The organism is Streptomyces sp. VNUA24 (assembly GCF_029167005.1).
Taxonomy (GTDB): domain Bacteria; phylum Actinomycetota; class Actinomycetes; order Streptomycetales; family Streptomycetaceae; genus Streptomyces; species Streptomyces scabiei.
Window position 1 is genome coordinate 9670127 of record NZ_CP119143.1, and the last position, 20932, is coordinate 9691058.

Genomic DNA, 20932 nt, shown 5'->3' on the forward strand with positions numbered 1-20932 from the left:
CGAAGGACGCCATGGACTTCATCTTCATGCTCACCCGCGACGACCGCACCGTCACCGACTGCCTGGAGGTCCTCGACACCGTCGAGGACCTCGGCATCACCCACATCGGATTCAAGGACATCGGTGTGGACCCCGACATCCTCGCCAAGCTCCACACCCGCATCAAGAACTTGGGCGCCACCACCTACCTCGAAGTCGTCAGCACCCACCGGGACCAGGCTCTCGCCTCCGTACGGACAGCCATCGAACTCGGGGTCGACTGGCTGATGGGCGGCACCTGGATCGAGGAAACCCTCGCTCTCCTGCACGGCACGTCCATCGGCTACCTGCCCTTCGCCGGAGCACCCGTGGGGCACCCCACCCGCCTGGCCGGCACCCCGGACCGCATCGCCGACGACTGCCGACGAGCGGAGGCCGCAGGCTGCGCCGGGGTCGACCTCCTGGCCTACCGTGCCACCGATGCCGACCCGCTCGACCTCGTCCGCGCAGCCCGCGCCGCCACCACCGGCCGCCTGGTCATCGCCGGTTCCATCACCACCACCGACCAGATACGGGCGCTCGCATCAGCCGGAGCCGACGCCTTCACCATCGGATCCGCCGCTTTCGACGGCTCTCTGCAGCCCCGCGCCGGCACTCTCCGCTCCCAACTGGCCCTCGTGGCGGGTCTGTAGCAAGAGCCGCGCCCAGGAACTTCGAAGGGTGGCGGAGCGGAGTGTCCCCTACGTGCGGAGCGGTCACCGTTTCGGACCTCTTGACTCCCCCGTACACCGCTGCCATTCTCTGTGCCAGATGGCAGCACAATATGCCACAATGTGGCACGCGAACGCCCTGGAGGTCCCAGGGGGTACGCCCCTCCATGCCCCCCAAGCGTCCTCGCGTCCGGGCCCAGCTTGCGGCCCGGCGATACGAAAGGGAAGTCCTGTGTCAGCCGCCAGGAAGCGCGTCGCAGGCGGCGAGACCCGCGTCTTCCGCAGTCCACCGGGGAGCGGCGGGTGGCCACTGTCCTCAAGCCCGTTGCGGAGCATGGCCTCGATGGCGCGGTGTGCGACGCGGAGACCCTGGCGAAACGTTTCCCTCGGCGCCGTCATCCACGACTACACCCCGGTCCGCGAGATCGTCCCCGTCGTGAACGGCGTGGAGACCCGCACCGGCACCGGGAGCCAGTGCTGCCACACCGCCGTCGTCACCGCGGGCCCCTGGGGCAACGACCTCCTGCCCGAGCTGCCGTGGGAGGTGCGGATCCGCCGCCCGATCAGCGTCTGGTTCGTGCCCATCACCGACGCCCCGCTCGGCGAGGAGCACTCCGCCGTCATCCGCACTCACCCACGTACTGCCACGGCCTGCCCTCTCCGGGGGAGTGTCGGTCAAGCTCGGCCTCTCCCAGGTCCTGCACAAGCCCGCGGGCGACCCGAACCAGCTGGACCGGACGGTGCAGCCGGCGGAGCCGGAGATCCACGGCGACCCGATCGGCCGCTATCGGACGCAGACCCGGCGCTGAACGGCAGCTCGCCCCGGCCCCTCGACTTCATCTCGACCCGGCCACATCACGGCCCGCTTGTTCCCCCTCACCGTCCGGCCTGCCCCATAAGGAGAACCACATGGCCAGTAGGAGACGTGTCGCCGTCGTCGGTACCGGCACGATGGGCAGCCAGGCCGCCTGGCGGCTGGCGGCACGGGGCGCGGAAGTCGTCGCCTACGACCGCTTCGCCCCCGGTCACGACCGGAGTGCCGCAGGCGGCGAGACCCGGGTCTTCCGTAGCGTGCAGACCCACGACGGCCGCTATGTGCCGCTCGTCCGGCACGCCGACGTCCTCTGGAAGCAGTTGCAGGCGGAGACCGGGCGGGAACTGCGCCGCCTGACCGGAGCCCTGGTCATGGGGCCGCCCGACGACCCCGAGATGCGCACCGTCATGCACGGCATCGCCGAGCACGGCCTCGACCACGAGATGATCGACACCGAGGCCATGGCGAAGCGTTTCCCGCAGTTCCGCGTCGACGACGGCGACCTGGTGGTCCTCGACTCCCACGCGGGGTTCGTCCGCCCGGAGCTGACGGTCCAGACCGCGGCCCGGCGTGCCGAGGAGCTGGGGGCCCGGGTCCGCCGCTACACCCCCGTACGGGAAGTCACCCCGGTCGCCGGGGGAGCGGTGGAGATCCGCACCGACACCGACACCGAGCGCTTCGACGCCGCGGTCGTCACCCCGGGCCCCTGGGTGGGAGACCTGCTGCCCGACCTGCCGTGGGAAGTGAACGTCCACCGCGCGATCAGCGCCTGGTTCCTGCCCCGCGCGGACCATCCCGCAGACGCCGAGCGTCCCGCGTTCGTCCGCTGCGGCGAGATCCCCTTCTACGGCATCCCGTCCCCGGACGGCCTGGCCGTCAAGCTGGGCCTGCCCCAGCGACACCACAGGCCCGTGGACGACCCCAACCGCCTGCACCGGACCGTCGCACCGGAAGAGTTGGAGACCTTCACCACGGCGGTGCGGCGCCACCTGCCCGGCCTGAACCCTGACCCGGTGCGCCTGTCCGTCTTCATGGAGGGCTACACCGACAGCACCCTCCCTCTGGTCGGCCCCCTGCCGGGCTGCGACAACATCGTCCTGCTGGCCGGCTTCTCGGGCCAGGGCTTCAAGATCTCGCCCGCCATGGGCGACATCGCCGCGGACCTCGCCCTTCAGGGCCACACCTCCCAGCCGATCGACTTCATCACCACGATCGGCCGCACCGCGGCTTGAGTCCGAACGAGGAAAGCCATGAACCTGACCATCGGCACCCTGCGGGCAGAGCCCGGCCGGAAGACGCGCGGGAGCCTGCCGGCCGACCTGGGCACCACGACGGTGGAGGTGCCCCTGACCCTCGTCAACGGCTCCCGGCCCGGCCCCCGGGTCGTGATCACCGGTGGTGTCCACGGCGGCGAGTTCATCGGCGTCGATGCCGCGGCCCGCCTGGCCGGACTGCTGGAACCGGACGAGGTCGCCGGTCAGGTGGTGATCTGCCCCGTGGCCAACCCCCCGGCCGTCTACGGGGGCAGGCTCAACATCTCCCCGCTGGACGGCGTCAACATCAATCGCGTCTTCCCCGGCGACAAGGACAGTGGCCCCACAGAGCGGATTGCGGCCTGGCTGTTCGACCACCTGATCGACGGCGCCGACGCCTACGTGGACCTGCACAGCGGCGGCATCGACCAGCATCTGCTCGACTTCGTCGGCTACCGTCTGACCGCCGACGCCGAGCTGGGCGCGAGGATCAAGACGATGGCTCACGCGGTCGGTTACGAGCGGGTCATCTTCGGCACCAGCCCGGACGGCGGCAACAGCCACGCCGCGGCGAACCGGCAGGGCGTCCCCGCGATCCTCGTGGAAACCGGCCGACTCGGCGACCGGGACCCGGCCGCCGTGCGCAGGCTCCTCGACGGCCTGTACCGGCTCCTGCACCACCTCGGTGTCAGCGAGGCGCCGCAGCACCTCGCGCCGGTGACGGTACGGACGCGCGACTGGATGTGGACGGGCGAGGTCGAATCCCCGGCCCCCGGCCTCTGGTACCCGGACGCGGTCACCGGTGACGAGGTGACCGAGGGACAGACCATCGGCCGCATCATCGACCCGGCCGACGGCACCGAACTCAAGGTCACCGCCGTCTCCACCGGAACGATCATCTACCACATGAACGGGCTGACCGTGCGCCCCGGCACGCACCTCGCCGCCATCGCCGCCCCCCACGGCTGACGGGCCGCCGGCTGCGAACGCAGGGGCGTTCACCAACCCTGGCTGGAGCGGACTCGCGGCTCGGCCGGAGTGGCGGCCTGCTGAAGATCCGCCGCCGCCACCGCCCCGCCACCGCCCCGCCACCGCCCCGGCTCCGGCACCCGGTCGCGCCGGAGACCCTTGCCGCGGGGAGTGTGCGACCATGACCGATTCGCGAAGGAGACGGTCCGCCGTGGACACCATCGACGAGAAGATCATCGCCGAGCTGACCCGCAACGCTCGTATCTCGCACGCGGAGTTGGCCGGCAAGGTGCTGCTGTCCCGTAACGCGGTGCGTCAGCGCGTCGATCGGCTGGAGCGTCAGGGCCACATCGCCGGCTACACCATCGTCCGCGCGGGCGTCGACACGGGCGATGTGGTCTCGGCGCTGGTCCTCGTCCACCGTCAGGACCGTATGCGTGGCGGCGAGGTCCTGGCCGCGCTCCAGCGCATTCCGGAGGTGGTCATCTGCGAGATCCTCAGCGGCGACTTCGACATCATGGTGCGCCTGGAGGCCGCCTCGTTGGAACGCGTCCGGAGCATCCGGGAGGACATCGCCCAGATGCCCGGCGTACGGGACACGGTCACCGCACTCACCCTGTCCAGCATCGTCAACCGCCGACGTGGAGAGCAGGGGCCGGCAGCAGCGGGCTGAGCCACGCGGTCGCGGCCTCACGGTCGGATCATCCCGCGCACGCCCACTTCGTCGAGCGATACGCACGCAGCCGCGATCAGTTCGCCGCCCCGAGGATGCCGCGATCCTCTTCCAAGTGGTGCTCAACGGGCTCCAGTTGCGGTGGATTCTCGACCAGGATCTCAACATCGTGGGACCGGTCGCTGACTTCTCACGGCTGACAGAATCTCGGCTCCCGGTCGCCCCACGGGTCGAACGGGCACGTCGACGGATCGGGACTGCCCCTCCGGGGCACCTGCGAATGCGCCTTGGTCGAGGTGCCGTTGATCGCGAGCACCCCGCCCCGTTGCCGGCGGTGGGGCGAGGGTCAGTCGACCGAGTAGCAGCGGATCACGATGTGGTCGTCTTCCTCCCGGGCGAGGCCCACGAAGACGGTGCGTGCGAGCCAGAGGTGCGGTGGGGCGTCCGTGCGGAAGACGGGGGCGGTGCGGAAGTAGGTGCCGGACTCGGCGAGGCGGAGGGCCCCGTCGTAGAGGTCGGGGCTGTCGGCGTGTTCGTGGTAGTAGCCGCGGTTGACGATGTCGATCACGGCGCCGTCGTCGGCCTGCAGGAGATAGCGGGCCTCCAGCTCGCAGACCGTGCCGCGGGTGTTGGACCAGTCACCACCGCCGGGCAGGACGGTGCCGGTGAGACGGGGGCCGTGGACGGTTCCGCCGGTGACGGGGGTGAACTCCGTCAGCTCGCCGTCGCCGTGGCCGATGTGCAGGCTCGGGGCGACCGTCGCGCGGATCTCGAAGGCATAGGTCAGGGAGGGGGACACGGTCATCACGGGGCTCCGTTCTCTGTGGTGGGCCGGATCTTCCAGCCTCGGCAGCCTTGGCCCCACACTTCTCAGGCCATGGGGCCGACCTCATCGTGGCCCGCTCCGCAGTGCGCAGTTGGCCACTCTGCTGACCCGCGGTCCCGCCGCTGTCCTCGCAGTGGCACCGCAGGACACCGCTCAGGGGAGATGGCGCGCACGCGCCCCCTGTTGTGCTCAAAGGCTTCGACACGTCAGCCTTGGTTCGTGGAGCGGTCGGCGTTCCGGGCGCCGGAGGTTGCGGCGTCGTGGGTGGCGAGTTCTTCTCGGGTTCCAACGAAGGCAGGTCCGCAATCGGGAGGGAGGCGGTCAACCACCATCGCGACGGCCTGTTGCGACGTCGCGGCCGGACCCACGGACTGGCTGCGCAGGGGGCCGGAGACCCAGTATTCGCCTTCAGCTGCGGGCTGGATGTAGGGAATGTCCCATGCCCATGGCCACTCAGTGCAACGGCTGAAATGCAGCTCCCCCATGCCCGTCCAGGGGAACAACTGGCGCAGGCGCGGTTCAGCATAGGCCGCCTCCAGCAATTCCGGACGGACCCGCCCGTCGGCGCGAACCTTCTGCCAACCTGCTTCGACGCGAGTGTGGCTCGGAGGGGTTGTGTCCATGGCGACACATCATCCCAGATGCGCCGGGCTGTCAGTGATCGCTCATCACGTCTGTCCGATCGACTGGCCGCAGGAGACGAGCAGACGAGCAGACGAGGGTGTGGGTCTGGTTGGTGTCAGCCCCGGTGAGGGGTGTGAGCGTGTTACGCCGAGTGCCGCTGCCCGTGCCACGGGCAGGACTTCTGGCGGGTCGACGGCGAGAGCATCGGCTGCGGCGGTTACCTCGGCCGGAGCCTTGCACCGCTGAGCGGGTGGTCGTTTGGTCCTGTATGGCTGTCGTGACGAACCGGGACCAGGGGAACCGGGTCCCGAGACACCACCGAACGGATGACGATCGGTGTCGCTCATAAGCCAGGCCGAGAGATGAGCGAACTGACTGCGGCGACACGGTCGGCCAGGTTGCCGGCAGGGACGTCGATGAGCTCGAAACCGAACGCGCGGTAGCTCTGTTCGTGGATCTTCTCGAAGACCAGCGACTCCTGGAAGCTGATCCGACGGGCATCAGTGGGCTCACAGAACCCCAGATTGCGGACGAAGAGCACCTGCCGCTCGTAGATCTCCTCGGCAGCGATCCGCTCGACCTCCGCAGTCAGCGCACGGGAGGCCGACCGCCCCAGGTAGGTCGCGAGCGCGTGTGTGCAGATCGGTGACCGGTCGAACACCTGGACAGAGGCTCTGGCGGGAGCCCCCAACTGCCGTTGTTTCTGCAGGTCGACGACCTCATCGATGAAGGAGGCCCGCGTCCACGGCTCGGCCTCGCCCTGAGCCTGCGCTCCCGCGATGACCGCGGTCGCGGCCTCCTCAACAACCTCGTAGCCGCGCTCTGCCAGACACCGCAGGATCGATGTCTTGCCCGCGCCTGGCGTGCCAGTGAGAACGTACCGTCGCATGCTCAGATGCCCTTCGAACGGAGTGAGACAGGCCCACCGTTGCCCGACATACCGCTTGCGGAGGCGCCGAGCCAGTGCAGCCTCGGGGATGGGAGGTGGTGGGGCGGAACAAGAAGCCTCGAACGGCTCACATGCCGGAGATGTTCGTGATACCCAAGGCGTCGCGTGGAGCCGGCCACAGCCAGGTCGCTCAACGTCACGCCGGCTGTCAGTACAGCTTGCCGACCGCGCTCACGGCAAGTGCCCCTCGGCGATCAGGCCGCTGCAAGGGCACTGTCCGGCCCGCGCACCGAAACCCTCAACTCACGGCCCCGGAAGGTCACGCGGCTCGAAGGACCAGCGGCCCCCCACGCGCTACGACCGGAGCAAGACCGTGAAACGCCCCGAGAGCACCATCGAACGAAACCGACTCAGGCCATGGAGAACAAGCTCCATCGTGTTTCTGATCCCCACATGCCGAGTGGCCTGAATGATGCCCCCCACCGCCATGCAAGGGAGTACGAACGACTCGTCCACACTCCGAAACACTGATCACCCGGGCCGCGTTCACTCTCATGACCAGGCGTCTCACTCGCAAGGGCGCCACCCCGAGCCGGCCAGGGAAGCCGATGCCGGTCGGCGGACATTGCGGGGCGGCCGGCTCAAGGCCATGCCTCTGCTTCGGAATCCGTCGTCACATCAACGGCCGCGACGAGGTCACTTATGATCATTGCGGACGGAATGCTCATTCGCGGTGAGTGATGATCCCATCGGCTTGGGGCCTGCCATGATCAAAGAGTTGCTTCAGGAACTCACGTCGACCGCGTTCGGCAGCTGGACTCCGAACGACGGATGCCCGGATGCCGAAGTCACCGCTGCCGGGGATCGCTTGGGGATCTGCCTGCCGGACGCCATGCGTGACTACTTTGCTGCCGCCGGTCGGCACCCGGAGCTGATGGGCATGAGCGGCCACGAGCACTCTCTCCGGGTGAGTCCGCCTGAGCGTCTGAGCGTCGAGGACGGACACCTGGTGTTCTGCGGGGAGAACCAAGGGCTCGCTCAGTGGAGCGTGCGCCCGGACGATGTCAACTGGCCCGACCCCAGAGTCCATGGCCGGAGCGAGCCGGGCGGGAAGTGGTACAGCGAATCCCGGAGACTGTCGTCCTTCCTGATACATGTCGCCTGCATGCAGGCCGTGAGGTCGTTTCCGCATCAAGCCACGTGCCGGATCCGTGAGCAGCAACTGGGAGTCGTCGAGTCACTGCTCGGGTACCTCGGGTCTCACGAGATGCAAAAGGGCGGTCACTGGCTGAGCTTCATCGACCCGATGAGACGCGTGCTGGCCAGCTACTCCTACAACACCGACACACTGCGCGTCGCGGCCGTGGACCCCACGGCACTCGAATCCCTGCGCGAGCGTTCGGGTCTGCCACTCAAACTGACATGATGCTGCCCCGCGAGGTGGACGCCGAGCTGGTGGCGGCGATGTGGCGGCGATGTGGCGGCGTGCGGTGTTCTCCAACCCGAAGTTGCCGCAGGGCTCGGTCGACCGCGACGCGTACGTGGTGTGCGTGCTGGAACAGATGCACCGGGCCCCGTACCGCAGGGACGTGTTCGCGTCCCCGTCGAACCGGTGGGCGACCGTGCTCGCGGGCCTGAGCCTGTCCGAGGAACTCCCACGAGCACTTGGACCAGCTGAGCCGGGCCCTGGAAGCCGCGTGGCGGCAGTTGGCCGACCGGCTCGCGGAGGCCGGGGACGAGGCGAAGGTGGAGATCGTCGTCCCCGACGGCTGCGGCCGGGCCAAGCTGCCCGTGGACAGGCTGGGTTCCCTGGTGGCGCTGCTGGTCGGCGAGAGCTGCGACGTCGGCCCATCGACCTGACCCCGATCATCGACGTCAGCGACAAGGCGCTGACTCACTCCCGGCCGTCCCACGGCGACCACGAGCGAGCGGCCACGGACTGACCCTCGCCAGAGGGCGGTGACGGCCGCGCGGGCCGGTGCCCTTCGCGACATACCAGGGACCGCCTCGCCGGTCGCGGGGCGCCGACGCGTTGGTCGACGGCATCGGCGCCGCATGGCCGATCAGGGCCCCGACCACCTGTACGTCAGACCGTCGTCACTCCGTGGCCGTCACCGCACAGGCCTCCGACCAGGACTCCACGACCAGCGTGCCCAGGTCGACGTGCTCGGGCCGACGTGCCCTCAGCAGATGTCGATGTTGGTGAAGTCGTACACCGCCTCGTTCGGGCCGACCTCGGTGATCCGGCCGTTCGCCTCAACGTTGGCGTGATACCTGGGCCCCCAGAAACGGACTACGGCTCCGCCGGTCTGGTTGTTACGAACAGCCAGCGCGTCGATGAAGTTCGAGAGCGAACGCGTTTCGCACCTGAACAGGTGGAAGACGCTGTGATTGCCGTCGCCCTGGCCGACCGACACGCAGGCGATTCCGGACGCCAGGGAGCACGCACCCAGCGCCGCGTTCCGATTGGCACTCGACACGTTCCGTGCCCATACCCGCTCGCCCGAGTACAGCGGGTAGATCTCCGGTGTCCATGCGGCTGTTCCGGCCGCACCGTTGGGTGCTGCCTGTGCTGGTGCCTGCGCCGCCAGCGGAAGGGCCAATGCGGCGATCATCGTCACGACCATCGCGGCCGCCCGCTTTCTGAAGCTTGTCACGCTCATTTGATCTCCTCTGTAGTCGCAACCGGCCAGCCGAACCGCCCCCTTCCGCAAAGGTGCCCTGACCCTCGGACTTGGTGGGACTTCGGTGGTTCGGCCTCAGTGTGGTCCGCGCGCCGAAAAGCGGGCCACGCCTTTCGATCACCGTCGAAAGGCCGTGGTCACAGCCCCCTCGACGTGGCGGGCAAGATTGCCGACCACCTCCGCACGACGCCCGCTGCCAGCCGCTCGACGGCGGTCAGGGCCTCCCCGCAGTCCCGGCCCAGCGCAAGGCCCGCCGCGAGTACGAGAACAGGGTCGGCGCTCTCACCAGAACCGGCGGCCGAACCGCGTAGGTCAAGCTTGTCGAGACGACGAGGACGGCACGACCTTCCTGTACGAGATCCCCCACGACACCCTCGCCCCTTGCTACATCCCGGCCTCCTGCGCGGCGTCCTGGCCGGCACCCAGCTCCACAGCAGCAGCGACGTCAGCGAAGCCATGCGCATGACCGTCCTGCGTGCCCCTGCACTCCTTCGTCCATGGCATCCGCAAGCGCGAGGCCACCTGGGCACGGCCCAGGCAGGCCGGACGCTGCTCCGATCGGGCAGCACGGTCCACCGCTCAGGTCGAGTTTCCTGGCAGTGAGCGAGATTCGGGCTATGTTCCCCTGCTGTCCGCATCGGCAGAGTGTGGTGAAGCGTCGCGGGGAGAGGCATGAGGTACAGCCCAGGGTTGATCATCCGCCTGAGTGCGTCCGTGGCAGTCCTCGGAGTCGTTGCGGCGTGTGGTTCGGGGGGAGGGGCCGGCGACACCGAAGGCAGCACCACTCCTGCGCGGCCGAGCCCCACCCTCTCGTCGTCACCGTCCGACAGCTCTGTTTCATCGTCACCGTCGGACGGCTCTTCTTCATCGTCACCATCGGGTGGCTCTTCCTCCCACGGCGGTGAGCCGATCCCCCCGCCCGAACCCGTGCCGTCGAACACTCGCCCGTCGAAGAAGCCCGGCCCCGGCCTCACCGAGTCGTCAACCCCCGATCCCGTCTGCCCGGGTGATCCGACGTGCCCGCCCTCACCGGACGGCACGTGAACGAACCGGAGCCTCGTCCTGCAGCGTGGCTCGAACGCCCGGACCAGGCAGCCCACACGCCTCCGACTGCGCTGATCAACATCGTGGTCGCGCAGGCGACTTTCATCGCGGCGCTGATGTTCTACCTGGGGGTGATCTACACAAGCGCGTACTACGGCCACTTCCATCTCTCCCCCTTCGCGCTCGGCTTCGGATTCGGTGAATTCGTCCTGCACAGCCTGCACTTGGCCACCTTCCCGGTGCTTGTGGGCGCCACCGTGCTACTTCTGGTCGTTGCGGCAGCCGGACATCGGCCGCGGCAGGAATCTCAAGGTGCCCTGATGCGGGGCGCCAGACGTCTCGCATCGGCTCTCGCCCGGCACTATCTGATCGTCGTGGCCGTGGGTCTGCTTCTGCTCGTCCTGTGGTGGCAGTGGCAGGTGCTTCTGCCGTACCGCTGGGTGGGCCCTCTCCTCGTCGGCTTCGGGCTGTTGCTCGGCGCGGTGGGGCAGACCGGCCAGGGCCGCCAAGGCAGTCCGTGGGAGACGGCTTTGCTGGTCCTGGCCGCCGGCCTGTTCCTGCTCTGGGCGGTCACTCTTGTCTCCGGTCAACTCGGCGAACGGCACGCCCGAAACGATGCCCGCGAGGTGATCCTGCGCACCGGTCTGGTGGTCCACAGCGCCCAGCCGCTCAGCCTCACCTCACGGTCGGCCGGCCTCCGCTATCTGGACCTCGGCGAGGGAGTCCACCTCCGTCACCGCTACTGGGGCCTGCGGCTTGTCGTGGAGCGTGCTGGGCGTTATTACGCCGTGCCCATCGGATGGCGGGCACGGACCGACAACGTCTTCATCCTCAGGGAGGGCGAGGGCGTGCGCATCGAGCTCACGCCCGGTGTTCAGTAAGAATGCGCTTGGTCGCTTCGCTGTCAGGGAGTCCGAGGTGCCGGCGTGCGCCGGCGGTGGCGGCCCGTACCGGGGCGAGGGCTGTTGTCGGCTCCCCCCTGTAGTTCCAGTCGCCGTGGAAACGGTGCCGGTGCAGGGGCCGTCAGCCGGCGGCCACTTCTTCGCTGAGGCGGTCGACCGCCGACGGCACGAGCTCCTTGGCCAGAGCAAGACTGAACGGCCGTACCAGTGAACGGAGTTCGTCGCAGTCGGCAGGACCGAGCGTGATGTAGGGGAGGGCTGCCAGCCTGTCGGTGGTGTCCTCGATCTCGGCTCTGCGCCGCGTACCGTCCTCGGTCAAGGCCAAGTGGGGTCCGTCGCTGAGCCATCCACGCTCACGCAGGGTACGCACGGCCTGTTCCCACTGCTCCGGCGTCCATGCCCGGGAGTCTCGAAGCACCGCTGCATCGATGACACCTGTGGCGGCGTGCGTGACGAGAGCCTCCAGTCCGCTCAGCCCTGCGGTCAGCAGTGCCGCCACGTGCCCGTCGCCCCGGAACTCCCGCAGCAGGGTCTGTGCGTGCCAGAGCACCAGGTGGGGTGGGCTCGGCCACGGCAGTGCGGCGTACGCGGCGAAGAGAGGGCGGCCCTGAGGATGGCGCACGGTCACTTCGGCTGCGGCACGGGCCAACTCCGCCGCGCGGGCCAGCGCCGGTGCCGAGACGTCCGCACCGAGGATGCGGCGAAGCATGGCGTCGACCGCGGTGAGGCGGGCGGCGGCGAACCGCTGGGGCGTGGCGGCTTCCCACGCCGCGGGGATGGCTCGGCGCACCAGTTGGGGATTGAAGTTGTAGAACGTCGCGATGACCAGATCCGCGGGAGCGGCGCCGAGCGCGGCGGAGCGGGACGCGAAGTAGCCTGTCTTGGCGTCCACACCTAACTGGGCGTACTGGCCCGCCGCTTCGGGCGAGAAGTAGACAGCCCCGTGGTAGGGCTCGAGAGTTCTCCAGGTCTGGCGTGCGAGCGTCAGGCTGTCGCGATCCGTGCCGTGCGTCATGAGGGGCTCTCCGTCCTGTGGCGGATGCGGCGTTGCTGTTCATCAAGCACGTGACAGTGCGCGGGCCATTCCGTGCATACCATCCGGTCGGTACCCTAGCGAAGGGTGACGTCGGCGACTACCGCCATGCAACCGGGAAGTAGTTGTCAGCGGTACCGCAACCGCGAACCCCCTGCGCGCGAAGTCCGCGAGGTGACCCGAACTGCCGCAGGAGCGTCGTGATGCTTGGCCGTTGGATACGGCGTTGCGCGCCCGCGACGCGATCAGCCCTCGATACCGGATGGCCGTGGCAGGCTGCGCCGCGAGATGGCTTGCACGTACTACGTGCGGCACACCTTCGCCTCGATCATGTCGGAGGCGGGAGAGTCAGGGCCGGGTGCGTGAGATGCCGGTCTCGGGACCTGCCCGAGGCTCCGGCAGGCGATGGTCGCGGAACGCGAAGCGGTCGTCTCGCCCGTGGCGGGTGAGGCGGCGCCATGGTTTCTGAGCTGCGATGGTGAGCGTGGGACGACCGTCGTCCGGGTGGCGGCGGTGGCGTTCCGGGCCCACTCGGTCTCGGCGAGGAGGACACCGTGAAGCAGTGGCGGGCTCTGATCGTCCTCGGGACGGCGCAGTTCCTGATGGTGCTGGACACGTCCGTCATGAACGTCTCCATCAGCCAGCTCGTCGAGGACTTCGACACCGAGGTCACCGCCATCCAGGGCGTGATCACGTTGTACGCGCTGGTCATGGCCGCCTTCATGATCATCGGAGGAAGGTTCGGCGACATCATCGGCCGCCGCCGGCTCTTCTTCCTCGGTCTCGTGGTCTACGGCATCGGCTCCGCCCTGACCGCCGTGGCGCCCACGCTGTGGGTCCTCGGGCTCGGCTGGTCGGTCATCGAGGGTCTCGGAGCGGCCATGGTGCTGCCGTCCATGGCCGCGCTCGTTGCCGAGTCCTACCGGGGCCGGGACCGGGCCGTCGCCTACGGGGTCATCGGCGGGCTGGCCGGCGCGGGCATCGCGGTCGGTCCGCTGCTGGGCGGCTGGGTGACGACGTACCTCACCTGGCGGCTGGTCTTCGCCGGGGAGGTCGTGGTCGTCGTCGCCATGCTCTGCTTCCGCCGGGCCATCACCGAGGCCCCCCGGAGCGTGCGGCGGCCCGCGATGGACGGCGTCGGCGCCGTGCTGTCGGCCACCGGTCTCGCCCTGGGCGTGCTCGGTGTGCTGCAGAGCAGCACCTGGGGCTGGGTGCAGCCCCGCAACCCGCCCTTCACCGTGATGGGCTTCGCCCCGACCCTGTTCGTCATCGGCGCCGGAGTCCTCGTCCTGGCCGCTTTCACGCACTGGGAGCACCGGCGGACCGCCCACGGCACCGACCCCCTCGTCCACCTGCCCCTGCTGCGCAGACCCGCGCTGGGCTCGGGCCTGTCGGCGCTGCTCTGCCAGAACCTCATCCTTCTCGGGCTGTTCTTCACCATCCCGCTCTATCTGCAGGTCGTGCAGGGCTTCGACGCCTTCCAGACCGGGCTGCGGCTGCTTCCGGTGTCCGTCACCATGCTGGCCTCGTCGCTGGTCGCCTCCCGGCTGGGCCGACGGGCGGGCCCGCGCCGTGTGGTGCGGCTGGCCCTCGCGACGCTGGCCGTCGCCATCGTGTGGCTGCTGGCCACCATCGACCCGGTCATCGACGACACCCAGTTCGCCCTGGCCATGGCCCTGCTCGGCGTGGGCATGGGCCTGCTCGCCTCGCAGCTGGGCAACGTCGTGCAGTCCAGCGTGGGGGAGGAGGAGCGCAGCGAGGTCGGCGGTCTGCAGTTCACGGCCCAGAACCTGGGGTCCGCGCTCGGCACCGCGCTCATCGGCTCGCTGCTCATCGGCGCCCTCGCCCACGCCTTCACCGCCCAGGTCGAGGACGACCCGAGGCTGTCGCAGGAGACCCGGCAGCAGACGAGTGTCGCGCTGCAGGCCGGGATCGGTTTCGTCCCCACCGATCAGGTGCGCGAGGCGGCCGAGGACGCCGGGCTGCCGCCGTCCGAGGTCGACGCCCTCGCCGACTCCTACGCGACGGCCCAGCTGAACGGCCTCAAGGCCGCCATCCTCGCGACCGGCGGCATCACCCTCGCCGCGTTCCTGGTCACCCCGCGACTGCCCGGCGGGCGGACGGACCGTGCACCGTCGCCCGCGACGGGCGGCTCCGAGCCGCCCGTCACCGGACGCACCCCGGCGGCCGCGCACGGTTCGGCCCGCCGCCACGGCGGCCGGGCCCATCCGCACGACGGTGACTGAGAGGGCCAGAGCCAGCGCCTGGGGGACCACCCGCCACCGAGAGGAGGCCGACGATGTCCGCGACCGGACCGGCACCCGCACCCGCCACGCCCCGTGCGCAGCGCCGCGCCGAGCGCCGGGCCCGTGCCGACTACACCGGCGGGGTCTACGGCTCCATGCTCGCCTCCTCCGTGCTCATCGGGGTGGGCGCCCTGGGGTCCTATCCGCGCCTGGAGATCGTCCTGCTGCTGGTGCTCACCGGCCTGGTGTTCTGGATCGCGCACGTGCACGCCCAGCTGTTCGGGGCGCGGCTGGCGCAGCGGGGCCTGGACCGCAGGGTCGTGCTGGAGGTGTGCCGCGAGGAGTGGCCGATCGTCAAGGCCGCCGTCCCGCCCGCCGCCGCCGTGGCGATCAGTCCCGTCCTCGGCCTGGATGTGCCGGGCGCCCTGTGGCTGGCGATCGCGGTGGCGGTGGCGGGACAGGTGGGCTGGTCCGCGGCGGCCGCCCGCCGGGCCGGCGCGGAGTGGGGCATGGTCACCCTCACGGCCTCGGTGAACCTGCTGCTCGGCCTCCTGATCATCGCGTTCAAGCTGTACCTGACGCACTGACCCGCGGACTCCCGCCCCGCTCCGGCTCGCCGACGCCGACTCTCACCTCCCAGGGGTGAGGCCCCGCCGGACCCCCGGGCCGCACGATCGCAGAGAAGGGGCGCAGTCCGCCCGCCACCGGCCGTGGGGAATCCATGCGCATGCGCTACGAGATCCGCGTCGACGGACATCTGTCGAAGGCGCTGACCGGCGCCTTCCCCGAGCTGGACCATGTGCGGATGTCCGGCCACACGGTCCTGTTCGGGCACGTCGTCGACGAGGCGCATCTGTACGGTCTGCTGGCGCGCTGCCAGTCCCTCGGCCTACGGGTCCTGGAGATGCGCCAGCTGCCGGAGTGAGCCGGAGCGGGCGCCCGTCAGAGGATCTCCGCGCGGACCCGGCCCGTGTGCGCGGCCACCCGCAGCGCCTCGAAGTCCCGCTCGTTGCGGTCGGCGTAGGCCTGTGCGAACTCGGCGAGCGCCCGGTCGAAGCGGTCGCTGCCGCCCAGGTAGGCGGCGATCGCGACGGGGTCACCGGAACGGGCGTGGGCCCGGGCCAGGCTGGCCCCGCACACCTGGGCGAAGAGCCGCAGCATGCCGGGGTCCCAGGTCTCCGGCCGGGCGATGCCCTTCCAGTCGCGCAACTGCCGTACGTAGAAGTCCCGTTCGCGCCCGTCGAGGCCGACCACATGGGTCCAGCCCAGGAAGATGTCACTCGTCGTCTGGATCAGCCGCTGCCCCGCCACCACACGGCGGCCCTGGTTGTCCCAGCGGTCGCCGCCGAGCTGGGCGGAGAGGACGGACTGCTGTGCCTCCTTGGCCTGGAGCAGCAGCGGATCGGTGTCGTCCCGGCCGAGCAGCAGGACGATCCAGCAGCGCGTCCCGACGCTGCCGACGCCCACCACCTTGCGGGCCATGTCGACGACGCGGTAGTGCCGCAGCAGATGCCGGCGTTCCGACGACAGGGTCCGTACGTACTGGTCCAGGACGTTCTGGAGCTCCTTCTCCTGCCCGTTCCCGGCAGGGTCCGCCAGCAGGTCCCTCAGCGGGGTGATCAGCGGCGGGTCGGGGGTGATCAGCCGCCCCTCGGCCGTGACCCGGGTGAGCTTCTCGAACGCCTGGAGATGGGTGCGGGTGCGGGCCTTCGTGGCCGCCTCGGCGGTACGGCGCCTGCTGCGCCTGTCCATCGACGAGGCCATCAGTTCCCGCAGCCGGTCGGCGTCGTCCTGCGCGTACCAGATGTCCAGCGTGGGCATGCCGGCGAAGTCGCGCATCCGCCGCCGGTACGCCTCCACACAGGCCCGTACCGCGCGGTTCTGCTCCTTCTCCGGGAAGCCGTTGGCCCGGGCGGCGATCACGAAGCTGGCCGCCAGCCGCTTGACGTCCCATTCGAAGGGCCCGGCCAGGGTCTCGTCGAAGTCGTTGATGTCGAAGACGAGATGGCGTTCGGGCGAGGCCAGCAGCCGGAAGTTGAGCAGATGGGCGTCGCCGCAGAGCTGCACCGTGAGGCCGGTGTTCGGCAGGGGCCCGAGGTCCGAGGCCATGATCGCCGCGGCGCCCCGGTAGAAGCGGAACGGCGATTCGAGCATGCGGCCGTAGCGGATCGGCACCAGCTCCTGGAGCCGGGTGGCCGACTGGCGCTCGATCACCTCGATGGGGTCGGTCCGGCCGGAGTCCGTGTCCGCCTCGAACCAGCCGTGACACGAGCGCGAGGCCCGCTTGCGCGCGCTGCGGCCGTACGCGGCCCTGTCGGCCACGGTCAGCGACGCGCTGAATGCGCTGGATACGGTCATGACCCCTACCTCCTGAACCGCCGGCCGGGCGTGCTTCCCCCCTCATCGTGCCTCCGAAGTGCCGGTTTCACCCGCCGAGGGTGATCCGGCCGGGAACGGGCCCGGGAACGCTGGCCCCAGAGAGGTCACCGCACACATCACCGCCCACCGCCGCGCGCCGGCGGTGGGGGAGGCGGCCCGCCCGGCCGCGAGGAGGAGCCATGACGCACTCTCCCGACCCGGCACCGCGTACCGGCACGGACCGCGGGCCCCGCGGGGCCGCCGACAGGCCCGGCGGGTCGGCGGCCCCGCCCCGTGCGACCGCGCCCGGCGCCCTCGGCGACCCGGCGGAGGCGCTCGGGCGGGTCGGCCGATCCTGGACGTGGATCCTCGGCGCGGCCCTGGTCACGCTGGTGCCGGGCGTCATCATCCTGGTCTGGCCGGACGAGACGCTGCATGTCCTCGCGGTCCTCATCGGGCTGTATCTGCTGGTGATGGGCCTGTTCCGGTTCGTCGCCGTCTTCGCTCGGGAGGAGGCCGGGGAGCGGCTGGCCGGACTGCTCCTCGCGCTGCTGTGCGTGCTGGCCGGGGTGCTGTGCCTGCGCAACCCGCTGCAGACGATCGCCGCGCTCTCGCTGATCGTCGGGGTGGTCTGGCTGGCGAGCGGCATCCTCACGCTCCACACCGCCCTCGCCGCCAAGGACCTGCCCCACCGCGGGTTCGTCCTCGGCGCCGCGGTGCTCGGCATCATCGCGGGGATCGTGGTGCTGGCCCTGCCGACCGAGTCGGCCACGGCGCTGACCCGGCTGCTCGGCCTGTGGCTGGTCCTGCTCGGTCTGGCGGAGGCGGCGATCGCCTTCGCCTGGCGGGCCGCGCTCCACCGGGCGGGCCTCACGGGTACGCACGGGGCGACCGCCGTGACCCCCGAGTGACCGGGGCCGCGCCGTCCGGGAGCCGCCGGGTGCCGGCGGCTCCCGGACGCGTGTGCGGGTACGGCACCGCGGCGGCCGCCTGCCCGGGCCCCGCCTTCGGCACCGCCCCCGGCGGCACCGTTCTCACCCGCCCGGGGTGAGGCCGGCCGGTCGGTGGCGTGGGCACGCTGAGAGCGGCACCGGGTGGTGCCGTGGGCGTCACGCCTGGACGGCAGGAAGACTGCCGGGCGAACGCCCGGAACGGAGGAGAGACATGAGTGGTCAGACGTACCTCGCGTACGACTACCCGCTGCTGAGCGTCTTCTGGTCCATGCTCTGGCTGTTCCTGTGGATCATGTGGTTCGTGCTGCTCTTCCGTGTCGTCGTCGACATCTTCCGCGACGACGACATGAGCGGCTGGGCCAAGGCGGGCTGGCTGGTCTTCACGATCCTGCTGCCGTTCCTGGGCGTTTTCGTCTACGTGATCGCCCGGGGCAAGAACATGGGCCGCCGCGAGGTGGCCCAGGCACGTGCGCAGCAGGCGGCCTTCGACTCCTACATCCGGGAGACGGCCAAGGGCGGCGGCGCACAGTCCAGCAGTGTCGACGAACTCGCCAGGCTGTCCGAGATCCGCTCCCGCGGCGACATCTCGGACGACGAGTTCCGCCGCGCGAAGGAACTGGTCCTGAGCGGCCACGGCGCCTCGGCGGGAGCGGGCACCGGCCCGTCCTCCGCCGTGCGCTGAGGGCGCACCGCACGCAAGCGCACCACACCGAACGGAGGCAGCGGTATGACCGCCACACATTCCGGGCACATGCACGCGACCAAGCGGTCACATCCCTTCGCGGAGGGACTGACGGTCTTCGCGGCCATCATGCTGATGATCGCGGGTGTCCTCGGCGTCTGCCGGGGCATCATGGCCATCGCCGAGGACGAGGTCTTCGTCTCGACCCGCAACTATGTCTTCGAGTTCGACCTCACCGGCTGGGGCTGGGTCCACCTCGCCCTCGGTGCCGTGGCCGTCCTCGTCAGCCTGGGCCTGTTCCAGGCGTCCCTGTGGGCCCGGATCGCCGGCGTCGCCATCGCCGGGCTCATCATCATCGCCAACTTCCTGTCCCTGCCGTACTACCCCGTCTGGTCCATCGTGATGATCGCCTTCTCGGCGTTCATCATCTGGGCCCTGTGCGTGGTCAAGCGGGACGACCAGGCGGACTCGCTTCGCTGAGGGACGGGTCCTCGCGCAGGCAACGGCGCAGGTGGGGCAGCATGCCACGGTGCAACAGGGCCTGCTGCCACACCAGCCGCGCCTGCTCCGTCCGGGCGGGCCCCGCCGGATCGCCGGGCCCGCGCAGCGCCGCGCGGAACAGGGCGGCGAGCGCGAGCAGGGCACTCGTGGCCGCGAACAGCGCGAGTGTCCAGCCGGCGGCCAGCAGCGAGCCGGGCAGTGTGCCCCGCACGCCGAGCAGCCGCAGCAGCCCGCCGAGGACGAGGACGGCAGCGGCGGAACTTGCGGCCAGGGACGGGGTGAGCACCGCCAGCAGCGGCAGCAGCCCGGCGTCGGCGGTCCGCCGCGCCGTGCGCCCGCTCCAGCCGCCCGCCCCGGGCTCGGCCCCGTCCGAGGCGTCCGGACCGTCCGTGCCGGACGTGAGCGCGGCGAGGTACGCGCCGTACTCGCCGCTCGCCGCCGCCACGATCGTGTCCGCGTCCGCCGACGCCCGGACCCGCAGCCGCCGTTCGGCCACACCGCCGGTGTCGGCACGCAGCGCGTCGCGGATGTCCGGGGTGTCCAGCGCCCGGCACAGCACGGCCTCGAACTCCGTCCGGTCCTCGGGGCGGAGACCGGTCGGGGGATACGGCCCCGTCACCCCGTCCTCCTCAGACGTTGACGCCGAAGTCGGCGGCGATCCCGGCCAGCCCGGAGGCGTAACCCTGCCCGACGGCACGGAACTTCCACTCGGCGCCGTTGCGGTACAGCTCGCCGAAGACCATCGCCGTCTCGGTGGAGGCGTCCTCGGACAGGTCGTAGCGGGCGATCTCGGCGCCGCCCGCCTGGTTGACCACGCGGATGAAGGCGTTGCGGACCTGGCCGAAGCTCTGGCCCCGGTTCTCGGCGTCGTGGATCGAGACGGGGAAGACGATCCGGTCGACCTCGGCCGGTACGGCCGCCAGGTTCACCTTGACCGACTCGTCGTCGCCCTCGCCCTCGCCGGTGAGGTTGTCGCCGGTGTGCTCGACCGAACCATCGGGGCTGGTGAGGTTGTTGTAGAAGACGAAGTGCCGGTCGGAGAGCACCTTCCCGGAGGCGTCGAGCAGCAGCGCCGACGCGTCGAGGTCGTAGTCGGTGCCGGTGGTCGTGCGCACGTCCCAGCCCAGGCCGACCAGGACGGCGGTGAGGCCCGGTGCCGCCTTGCTGAGCGAGACGTTGCCGCCCTTGGACAGGGAAACTCCCACGGTGGACTCCTTCTTGCGATGCGGCGGGCCGGCAGGGTCCCGTGGAACCTGCCGCCCGCGTGTCGTACCGGCGTTCTGCCGGGATCTGAAATCTACAGCACTGTAGAAGAAGAGTGGACGTGTTTCCGCAATCCCCCTTCTACAATCCTGTAGAGAGCGTGACGCGGATCGATCGGCCGGCGGCGAGGAGGCAGGGCGTGACGGACGAGCAGCGTCCCCGGCGGCGGGGGCAGGGCGAGCTGGAGGCGCTCGTCCTGTCCGCGCTGCGCGAGGCGCGGGCCCCCGAGAGCGCGGGATGGGTGCAGGAACGCCTCGGCGGGGACCTCGCCTACACCACGGTGATCACGATCCTGACCCGGCTGCTGGCCAAGGGCGCGGTGACCCGGGAGCGCTCCGGCCGCTCGTTCGTGTGGACCCCGGCCTCCGACCAGGCGGGCCTGGCCGCACACCGGATGCGCAGGGTCCTCGACGGCGAGAGCGACCGCGAGGCCGTGCTGGCCAGCTTCGTCACCTCGCTGCAGCCGGACGACGAGCGCCTGCTGCGCGAGCTGCTCGGGCGGACGAGGGCCGAAGGGGACGACTGAGGC

The 20932-nt window shown here is 70.4% G+C and carries 23 protein-coding genes and 2 pseudogenes; 16 read left to right on the forward strand and 9 right to left on the reverse strand.

What is annotated here, in order from left to right; genetic code table 11:
* Positions 1–11: 11 nt before the first annotated feature.
* The gene (locus PYR72_RS41600; protein WP_275460086.1) at positions 12–671 is read left to right on the forward strand and encodes a HisA/HisF-related TIM barrel protein; all 660 of its coding nucleotides are present in this window, start codon (positions 12–14) and stop codon (positions 669–671) included.
* Between the two features lie 423 nt (positions 672–1094).
* Here PYR72_RS41600 and PYR72_RS41605 read toward each other — a convergent pair whose 3' ends face one another.
* Complete coding sequence (locus PYR72_RS41605) at positions 1095–1274, reverse strand: hypothetical protein (protein WP_275460087.1); 180 nt, start codon at positions 1272–1274, stop codon at positions 1095–1097.
* Positions 1275–1357: 83 nt separating this feature from the next.
* Here PYR72_RS41605 and PYR72_RS41610 point away from each other — a divergent pair, with 83 nt between their 5' ends.
* The 4 genes from PYR72_RS41610 to PYR72_RS41625 all read left to right on the forward strand — a co-directional run bounded on the left by PYR72_RS41610 (position 1358) and on the right by PYR72_RS41625 (position 4398).
* Entirely contained in the window at positions 1358–1498 is a 141-nt protein-coding gene (locus PYR72_RS41610) for a hypothetical protein (RefSeq protein ID WP_275460088.1), read from the forward strand.
* A gap of 100 nt (positions 1499–1598) precedes the next feature.
* Positions 1599–2735, forward strand: coding sequence for an N-methyl-L-tryptophan oxidase (solA, locus tag PYR72_RS41615; protein ID WP_275460089.1), 1137 nt, complete (start codon positions 1599–1601; stop codon positions 2733–2735).
* Positions 2736–2753: 18 nt separating this feature from the next.
* Positions 2754–3725 carry a succinylglutamate desuccinylase/aspartoacylase family protein gene (locus PYR72_RS41620; protein WP_275460090.1) on the forward strand — a complete coding sequence of 324 codons (972 nt, stop codon included), beginning with the start codon at positions 2754–2756 and terminating at the stop codon, positions 3723–3725.
* Between the two features lie 211 nt (positions 3726–3936).
* The gene (locus PYR72_RS41625) at positions 3937–4398 is read left to right on the forward strand and encodes an Lrp/AsnC family transcriptional regulator (RefSeq protein ID WP_275460091.1); all 462 of its coding nucleotides are present in this window, start codon (positions 3937–3939) and stop codon (positions 4396–4398) included.
* 346 nt (positions 4399–4744) lie between these two features.
* On the opposite strand, the gene PYR72_RS41630 is transcribed toward PYR72_RS41625, so the two are convergent.
* From PYR72_RS41630 to PYR72_RS41640, 3 genes are all read right to left on the reverse strand, one after another.
* Positions 4745–5203 carry a DUF3237 domain-containing protein gene (locus PYR72_RS41630; protein ID WP_275460092.1) on the reverse strand — a complete coding sequence of 153 codons (459 nt, stop codon included), beginning with the start codon at positions 5201–5203 and terminating at the stop codon, positions 4745–4747.
* 227 nt (positions 5204–5430) lie between these two features.
* Positions 5431–5847 carry a DUF6193 family natural product biosynthesis protein gene (locus PYR72_RS41635; RefSeq protein WP_275460093.1) on the reverse strand — a complete coding sequence of 139 codons (417 nt, stop codon included), beginning with the start codon at positions 5845–5847 and terminating at the stop codon, positions 5431–5433.
* Positions 5848–6191: 344 nt separating this feature from the next.
* Positions 6192–6737, reverse strand: coding sequence for an AAA family ATPase (locus PYR72_RS41640; protein WP_275460094.1), 546 nt, complete (start codon positions 6735–6737; stop codon positions 6192–6194).
* A gap of 253 nt (positions 6738–6990) precedes the next feature.
* Here PYR72_RS41640 and PYR72_RS43040 point away from each other — a divergent pair.
* The 3 genes and pseudogenes from PYR72_RS43040 to PYR72_RS43045 form a co-directional block, all read left to right on the forward strand.
* Positions 6991–7206 (forward strand): annotated as a pseudogene (locus tag PYR72_RS43040) (hypothetical protein); the annotation flags it as partial.
* A 264-nt stretch (positions 7207–7470) separates the two neighbouring features.
* A complete protein-coding gene (locus PYR72_RS41645; protein WP_275460095.1) occupies positions 7471–8163 on the forward strand; it encodes a hypothetical protein in 693 nt (230 codons plus the stop codon).
* Positions 8163–8549, forward strand: a pseudogene (locus PYR72_RS43045) (Tn3 family transposase); the annotation flags it as partial. The gene PYR72_RS41645 and the pseudogene PYR72_RS43045, both read left to right, overlap by 1 nt.
* Before the next feature lie 371 nt (positions 8550–8920).
* Here PYR72_RS43045 and PYR72_RS41655 read toward each other — a convergent pair.
* Entirely contained in the window at positions 8921–9400 is a 480-nt protein-coding gene (locus PYR72_RS41655; RefSeq protein ID WP_275460097.1) for a hypothetical protein, read from the reverse strand.
* Positions 9401–10437: 1037 nt separating this feature from the next.
* Between PYR72_RS41655 and PYR72_RS41660 the strand changes: the two genes are divergently transcribed.
* Entirely contained in the window at positions 10438–11346 is a 909-nt protein-coding gene (locus PYR72_RS41660; RefSeq protein ID WP_275460098.1) for a hypothetical protein, read from the forward strand.
* Between the two features lie 142 nt (positions 11347–11488).
* Here the strand turns inward: PYR72_RS41660 and PYR72_RS41665 are convergent, their stop codons facing one another.
* Entirely contained in the window at positions 11489–12382 is an 894-nt protein-coding gene (locus tag PYR72_RS41665; protein WP_275460099.1) for a hypothetical protein, read from the reverse strand.
* A gap of 572 nt (positions 12383–12954) precedes the next feature.
* On the opposite strand from PYR72_RS41665, the gene PYR72_RS41670 reads away from it, so the two are divergent.
* The 3 genes from PYR72_RS41670 to PYR72_RS41680 all read left to right on the forward strand — a co-directional run bounded on the left by PYR72_RS41670 (position 12955) and on the right by PYR72_RS41680 (position 15571).
* The gene (locus tag PYR72_RS41670) at positions 12955–14646 is read left to right on the forward strand and encodes an MFS transporter (protein WP_275460100.1); all 1692 of its coding nucleotides are present in this window, start codon (positions 12955–12957) and stop codon (positions 14644–14646) included.
* A 53-nt stretch (positions 14647–14699) separates the two neighbouring features.
* The gene (locus tag PYR72_RS41675) at positions 14700–15233 is read left to right on the forward strand and encodes a hypothetical protein (RefSeq protein ID WP_275460101.1); all 534 of its coding nucleotides are present in this window, start codon (positions 14700–14702) and stop codon (positions 15231–15233) included.
* 140 nt (positions 15234–15373) lie between these two features.
* Positions 15374–15571 carry a hypothetical protein gene (locus tag PYR72_RS41680; RefSeq protein ID WP_013005558.1) on the forward strand — a complete coding sequence of 66 codons (198 nt, stop codon included), beginning with the start codon at positions 15374–15376 and terminating at the stop codon, positions 15569–15571.
* Between the two features lie 17 nt (positions 15572–15588).
* On the opposite strand, the gene PYR72_RS41685 is transcribed toward PYR72_RS41680, so the two are convergent.
* Positions 15589–17004: a DUF2252 domain-containing protein gene (locus tag PYR72_RS41685; RefSeq protein ID WP_275460102.1), complete on the reverse strand. Its 1416-nt coding sequence runs from the start codon at positions 17002–17004 to the stop codon at positions 15589–15591.
* A gap of 200 nt (positions 17005–17204) precedes the next feature.
* Between PYR72_RS41685 and PYR72_RS41690 the strand changes: the two genes are divergently transcribed.
* The 3 genes from PYR72_RS41690 (at position 17205) to PYR72_RS41700 (ending at position 19119) form a co-directional block, all read left to right on the forward strand.
* Entirely contained in the window at positions 17205–17915 is a 711-nt protein-coding gene (locus PYR72_RS41690) for a DUF308 domain-containing protein (protein WP_275460103.1), read from the forward strand.
* 253 nt (positions 17916–18168) lie between these two features.
* Positions 18169–18639, forward strand: coding sequence for an SHOCT domain-containing protein (locus PYR72_RS41695; RefSeq protein WP_275460104.1), 471 nt, complete (start codon positions 18169–18171; stop codon positions 18637–18639).
* Between the two features lie 45 nt (positions 18640–18684).
* A complete protein-coding gene (locus PYR72_RS41700) occupies positions 18685–19119 on the forward strand; it encodes a hypothetical protein (protein WP_275460105.1) in 435 nt (144 codons plus the stop codon).
* On the opposite strand, the gene PYR72_RS41705 is transcribed toward PYR72_RS41700, so the two are convergent.
* Positions 19085–19759 (reverse strand): hypothetical protein, encoded by a 675-nt coding sequence (locus tag PYR72_RS41705; RefSeq protein ID WP_275460106.1) that lies wholly within the window; start codon positions 19757–19759, stop codon positions 19085–19087. The two genes, PYR72_RS41700 and PYR72_RS41705, sit on opposite strands and share 35 nt — an antisense overlap.
* 10 nt (positions 19760–19769) lie before the next feature.
* On the reverse strand, positions 19770–20345 hold the full coding sequence (locus PYR72_RS41710) for a TerD family protein (RefSeq protein WP_059080523.1): 576 nt from the start codon (positions 20343–20345) through the stop codon (positions 19770–19772).
* 197 nt (positions 20346–20542) lie between these two features.
* Between PYR72_RS41710 and PYR72_RS41715 the strand changes: the two genes are divergently transcribed.
* A complete protein-coding gene (locus PYR72_RS41715; protein ID WP_037726573.1) occupies positions 20543–20929 on the forward strand; it encodes a BlaI/MecI/CopY family transcriptional regulator in 387 nt (128 codons plus the stop codon).
* The last annotated feature ends 3 nt before the right edge of the window (positions 20930–20932 follow it).

What these genes read in the sequence shown, in the direction of transcription:
- PYR72_RS41600 (WP_275460086.1), top strand. Translation starts at nt 12, where the DNA reads ATGGACTTCATCTTCATGCTCACCCGCGACGACCGCACCGTCACCGAC.
- PYR72_RS41605 (WP_275460087.1), bottom strand. Translation starts at nt 1,274, where the DNA reads ATGGGCACGAACCAGACGCTGATCGGGCGGCGGATCCGCACCTCCCAC.
- solA (WP_275460089.1), top strand. Translation starts at nt 1,599, where the DNA reads ATGGCCAGTAGGAGACGTGTCGCCGTCGTCGGTACCGGCACGATGGGC.
- PYR72_RS41620 (WP_275460090.1), top strand. Translation starts at nt 2,754, where the DNA reads ATGAACCTGACCATCGGCACCCTGCGGGCAGAGCCCGGCCGGAAGACG.
- PYR72_RS41630 (WP_275460092.1), bottom strand. Translation starts at nt 5,203, where the DNA reads ATGACCGTGTCCCCCTCCCTGACCTATGCCTTCGAGATCCGCGCGACG.
- PYR72_RS41635 (WP_275460093.1), bottom strand. Translation starts at nt 5,847, where the DNA reads ATGGACACAACCCCTCCGAGCCACACTCGCGTCGAAGCAGGTTGGCAG.
- PYR72_RS41640 (WP_275460094.1), bottom strand. Translation starts at nt 6,737, where the DNA reads ATGCGACGGTACGTTCTCACTGGCACGCCAGGCGCGGGCAAGACATCG.
- PYR72_RS41655 (WP_275460097.1), bottom strand. Translation starts at nt 9,400, where the DNA reads ATGAGCGTGACAAGCTTCAGAAAGCGGGCGGCCGCGATGGTCGTGACG.
- PYR72_RS41665 (WP_275460099.1), bottom strand. Translation starts at nt 12,382, where the DNA reads ATGACGCACGGCACGGATCGCGACAGCCTGACGCTCGCACGCCAGACC.
- PYR72_RS41675 (WP_275460101.1), top strand. Translation starts at nt 14,700, where the DNA reads ATGTCCGCGACCGGACCGGCACCCGCACCCGCCACGCCCCGTGCGCAG.
- PYR72_RS41680 (WP_013005558.1), top strand. Translation starts at nt 15,374, where the DNA reads ATGCGCTACGAGATCCGCGTCGACGGACATCTGTCGAAGGCGCTGACC.
- PYR72_RS41685 (WP_275460102.1), bottom strand. Translation starts at nt 17,004, where the DNA reads ATGACCGTATCCAGCGCATTCAGCGCGTCGCTGACCGTGGCCGACAGG.
- PYR72_RS41690 (WP_275460103.1), top strand. Translation starts at nt 17,205, where the DNA reads ATGACGCACTCTCCCGACCCGGCACCGCGTACCGGCACGGACCGCGGG.
- PYR72_RS41695 (WP_275460104.1), top strand. Translation starts at nt 18,169, where the DNA reads ATGAGTGGTCAGACGTACCTCGCGTACGACTACCCGCTGCTGAGCGTC.
- PYR72_RS41700 (WP_275460105.1), top strand. Translation starts at nt 18,685, where the DNA reads ATGACCGCCACACATTCCGGGCACATGCACGCGACCAAGCGGTCACAT.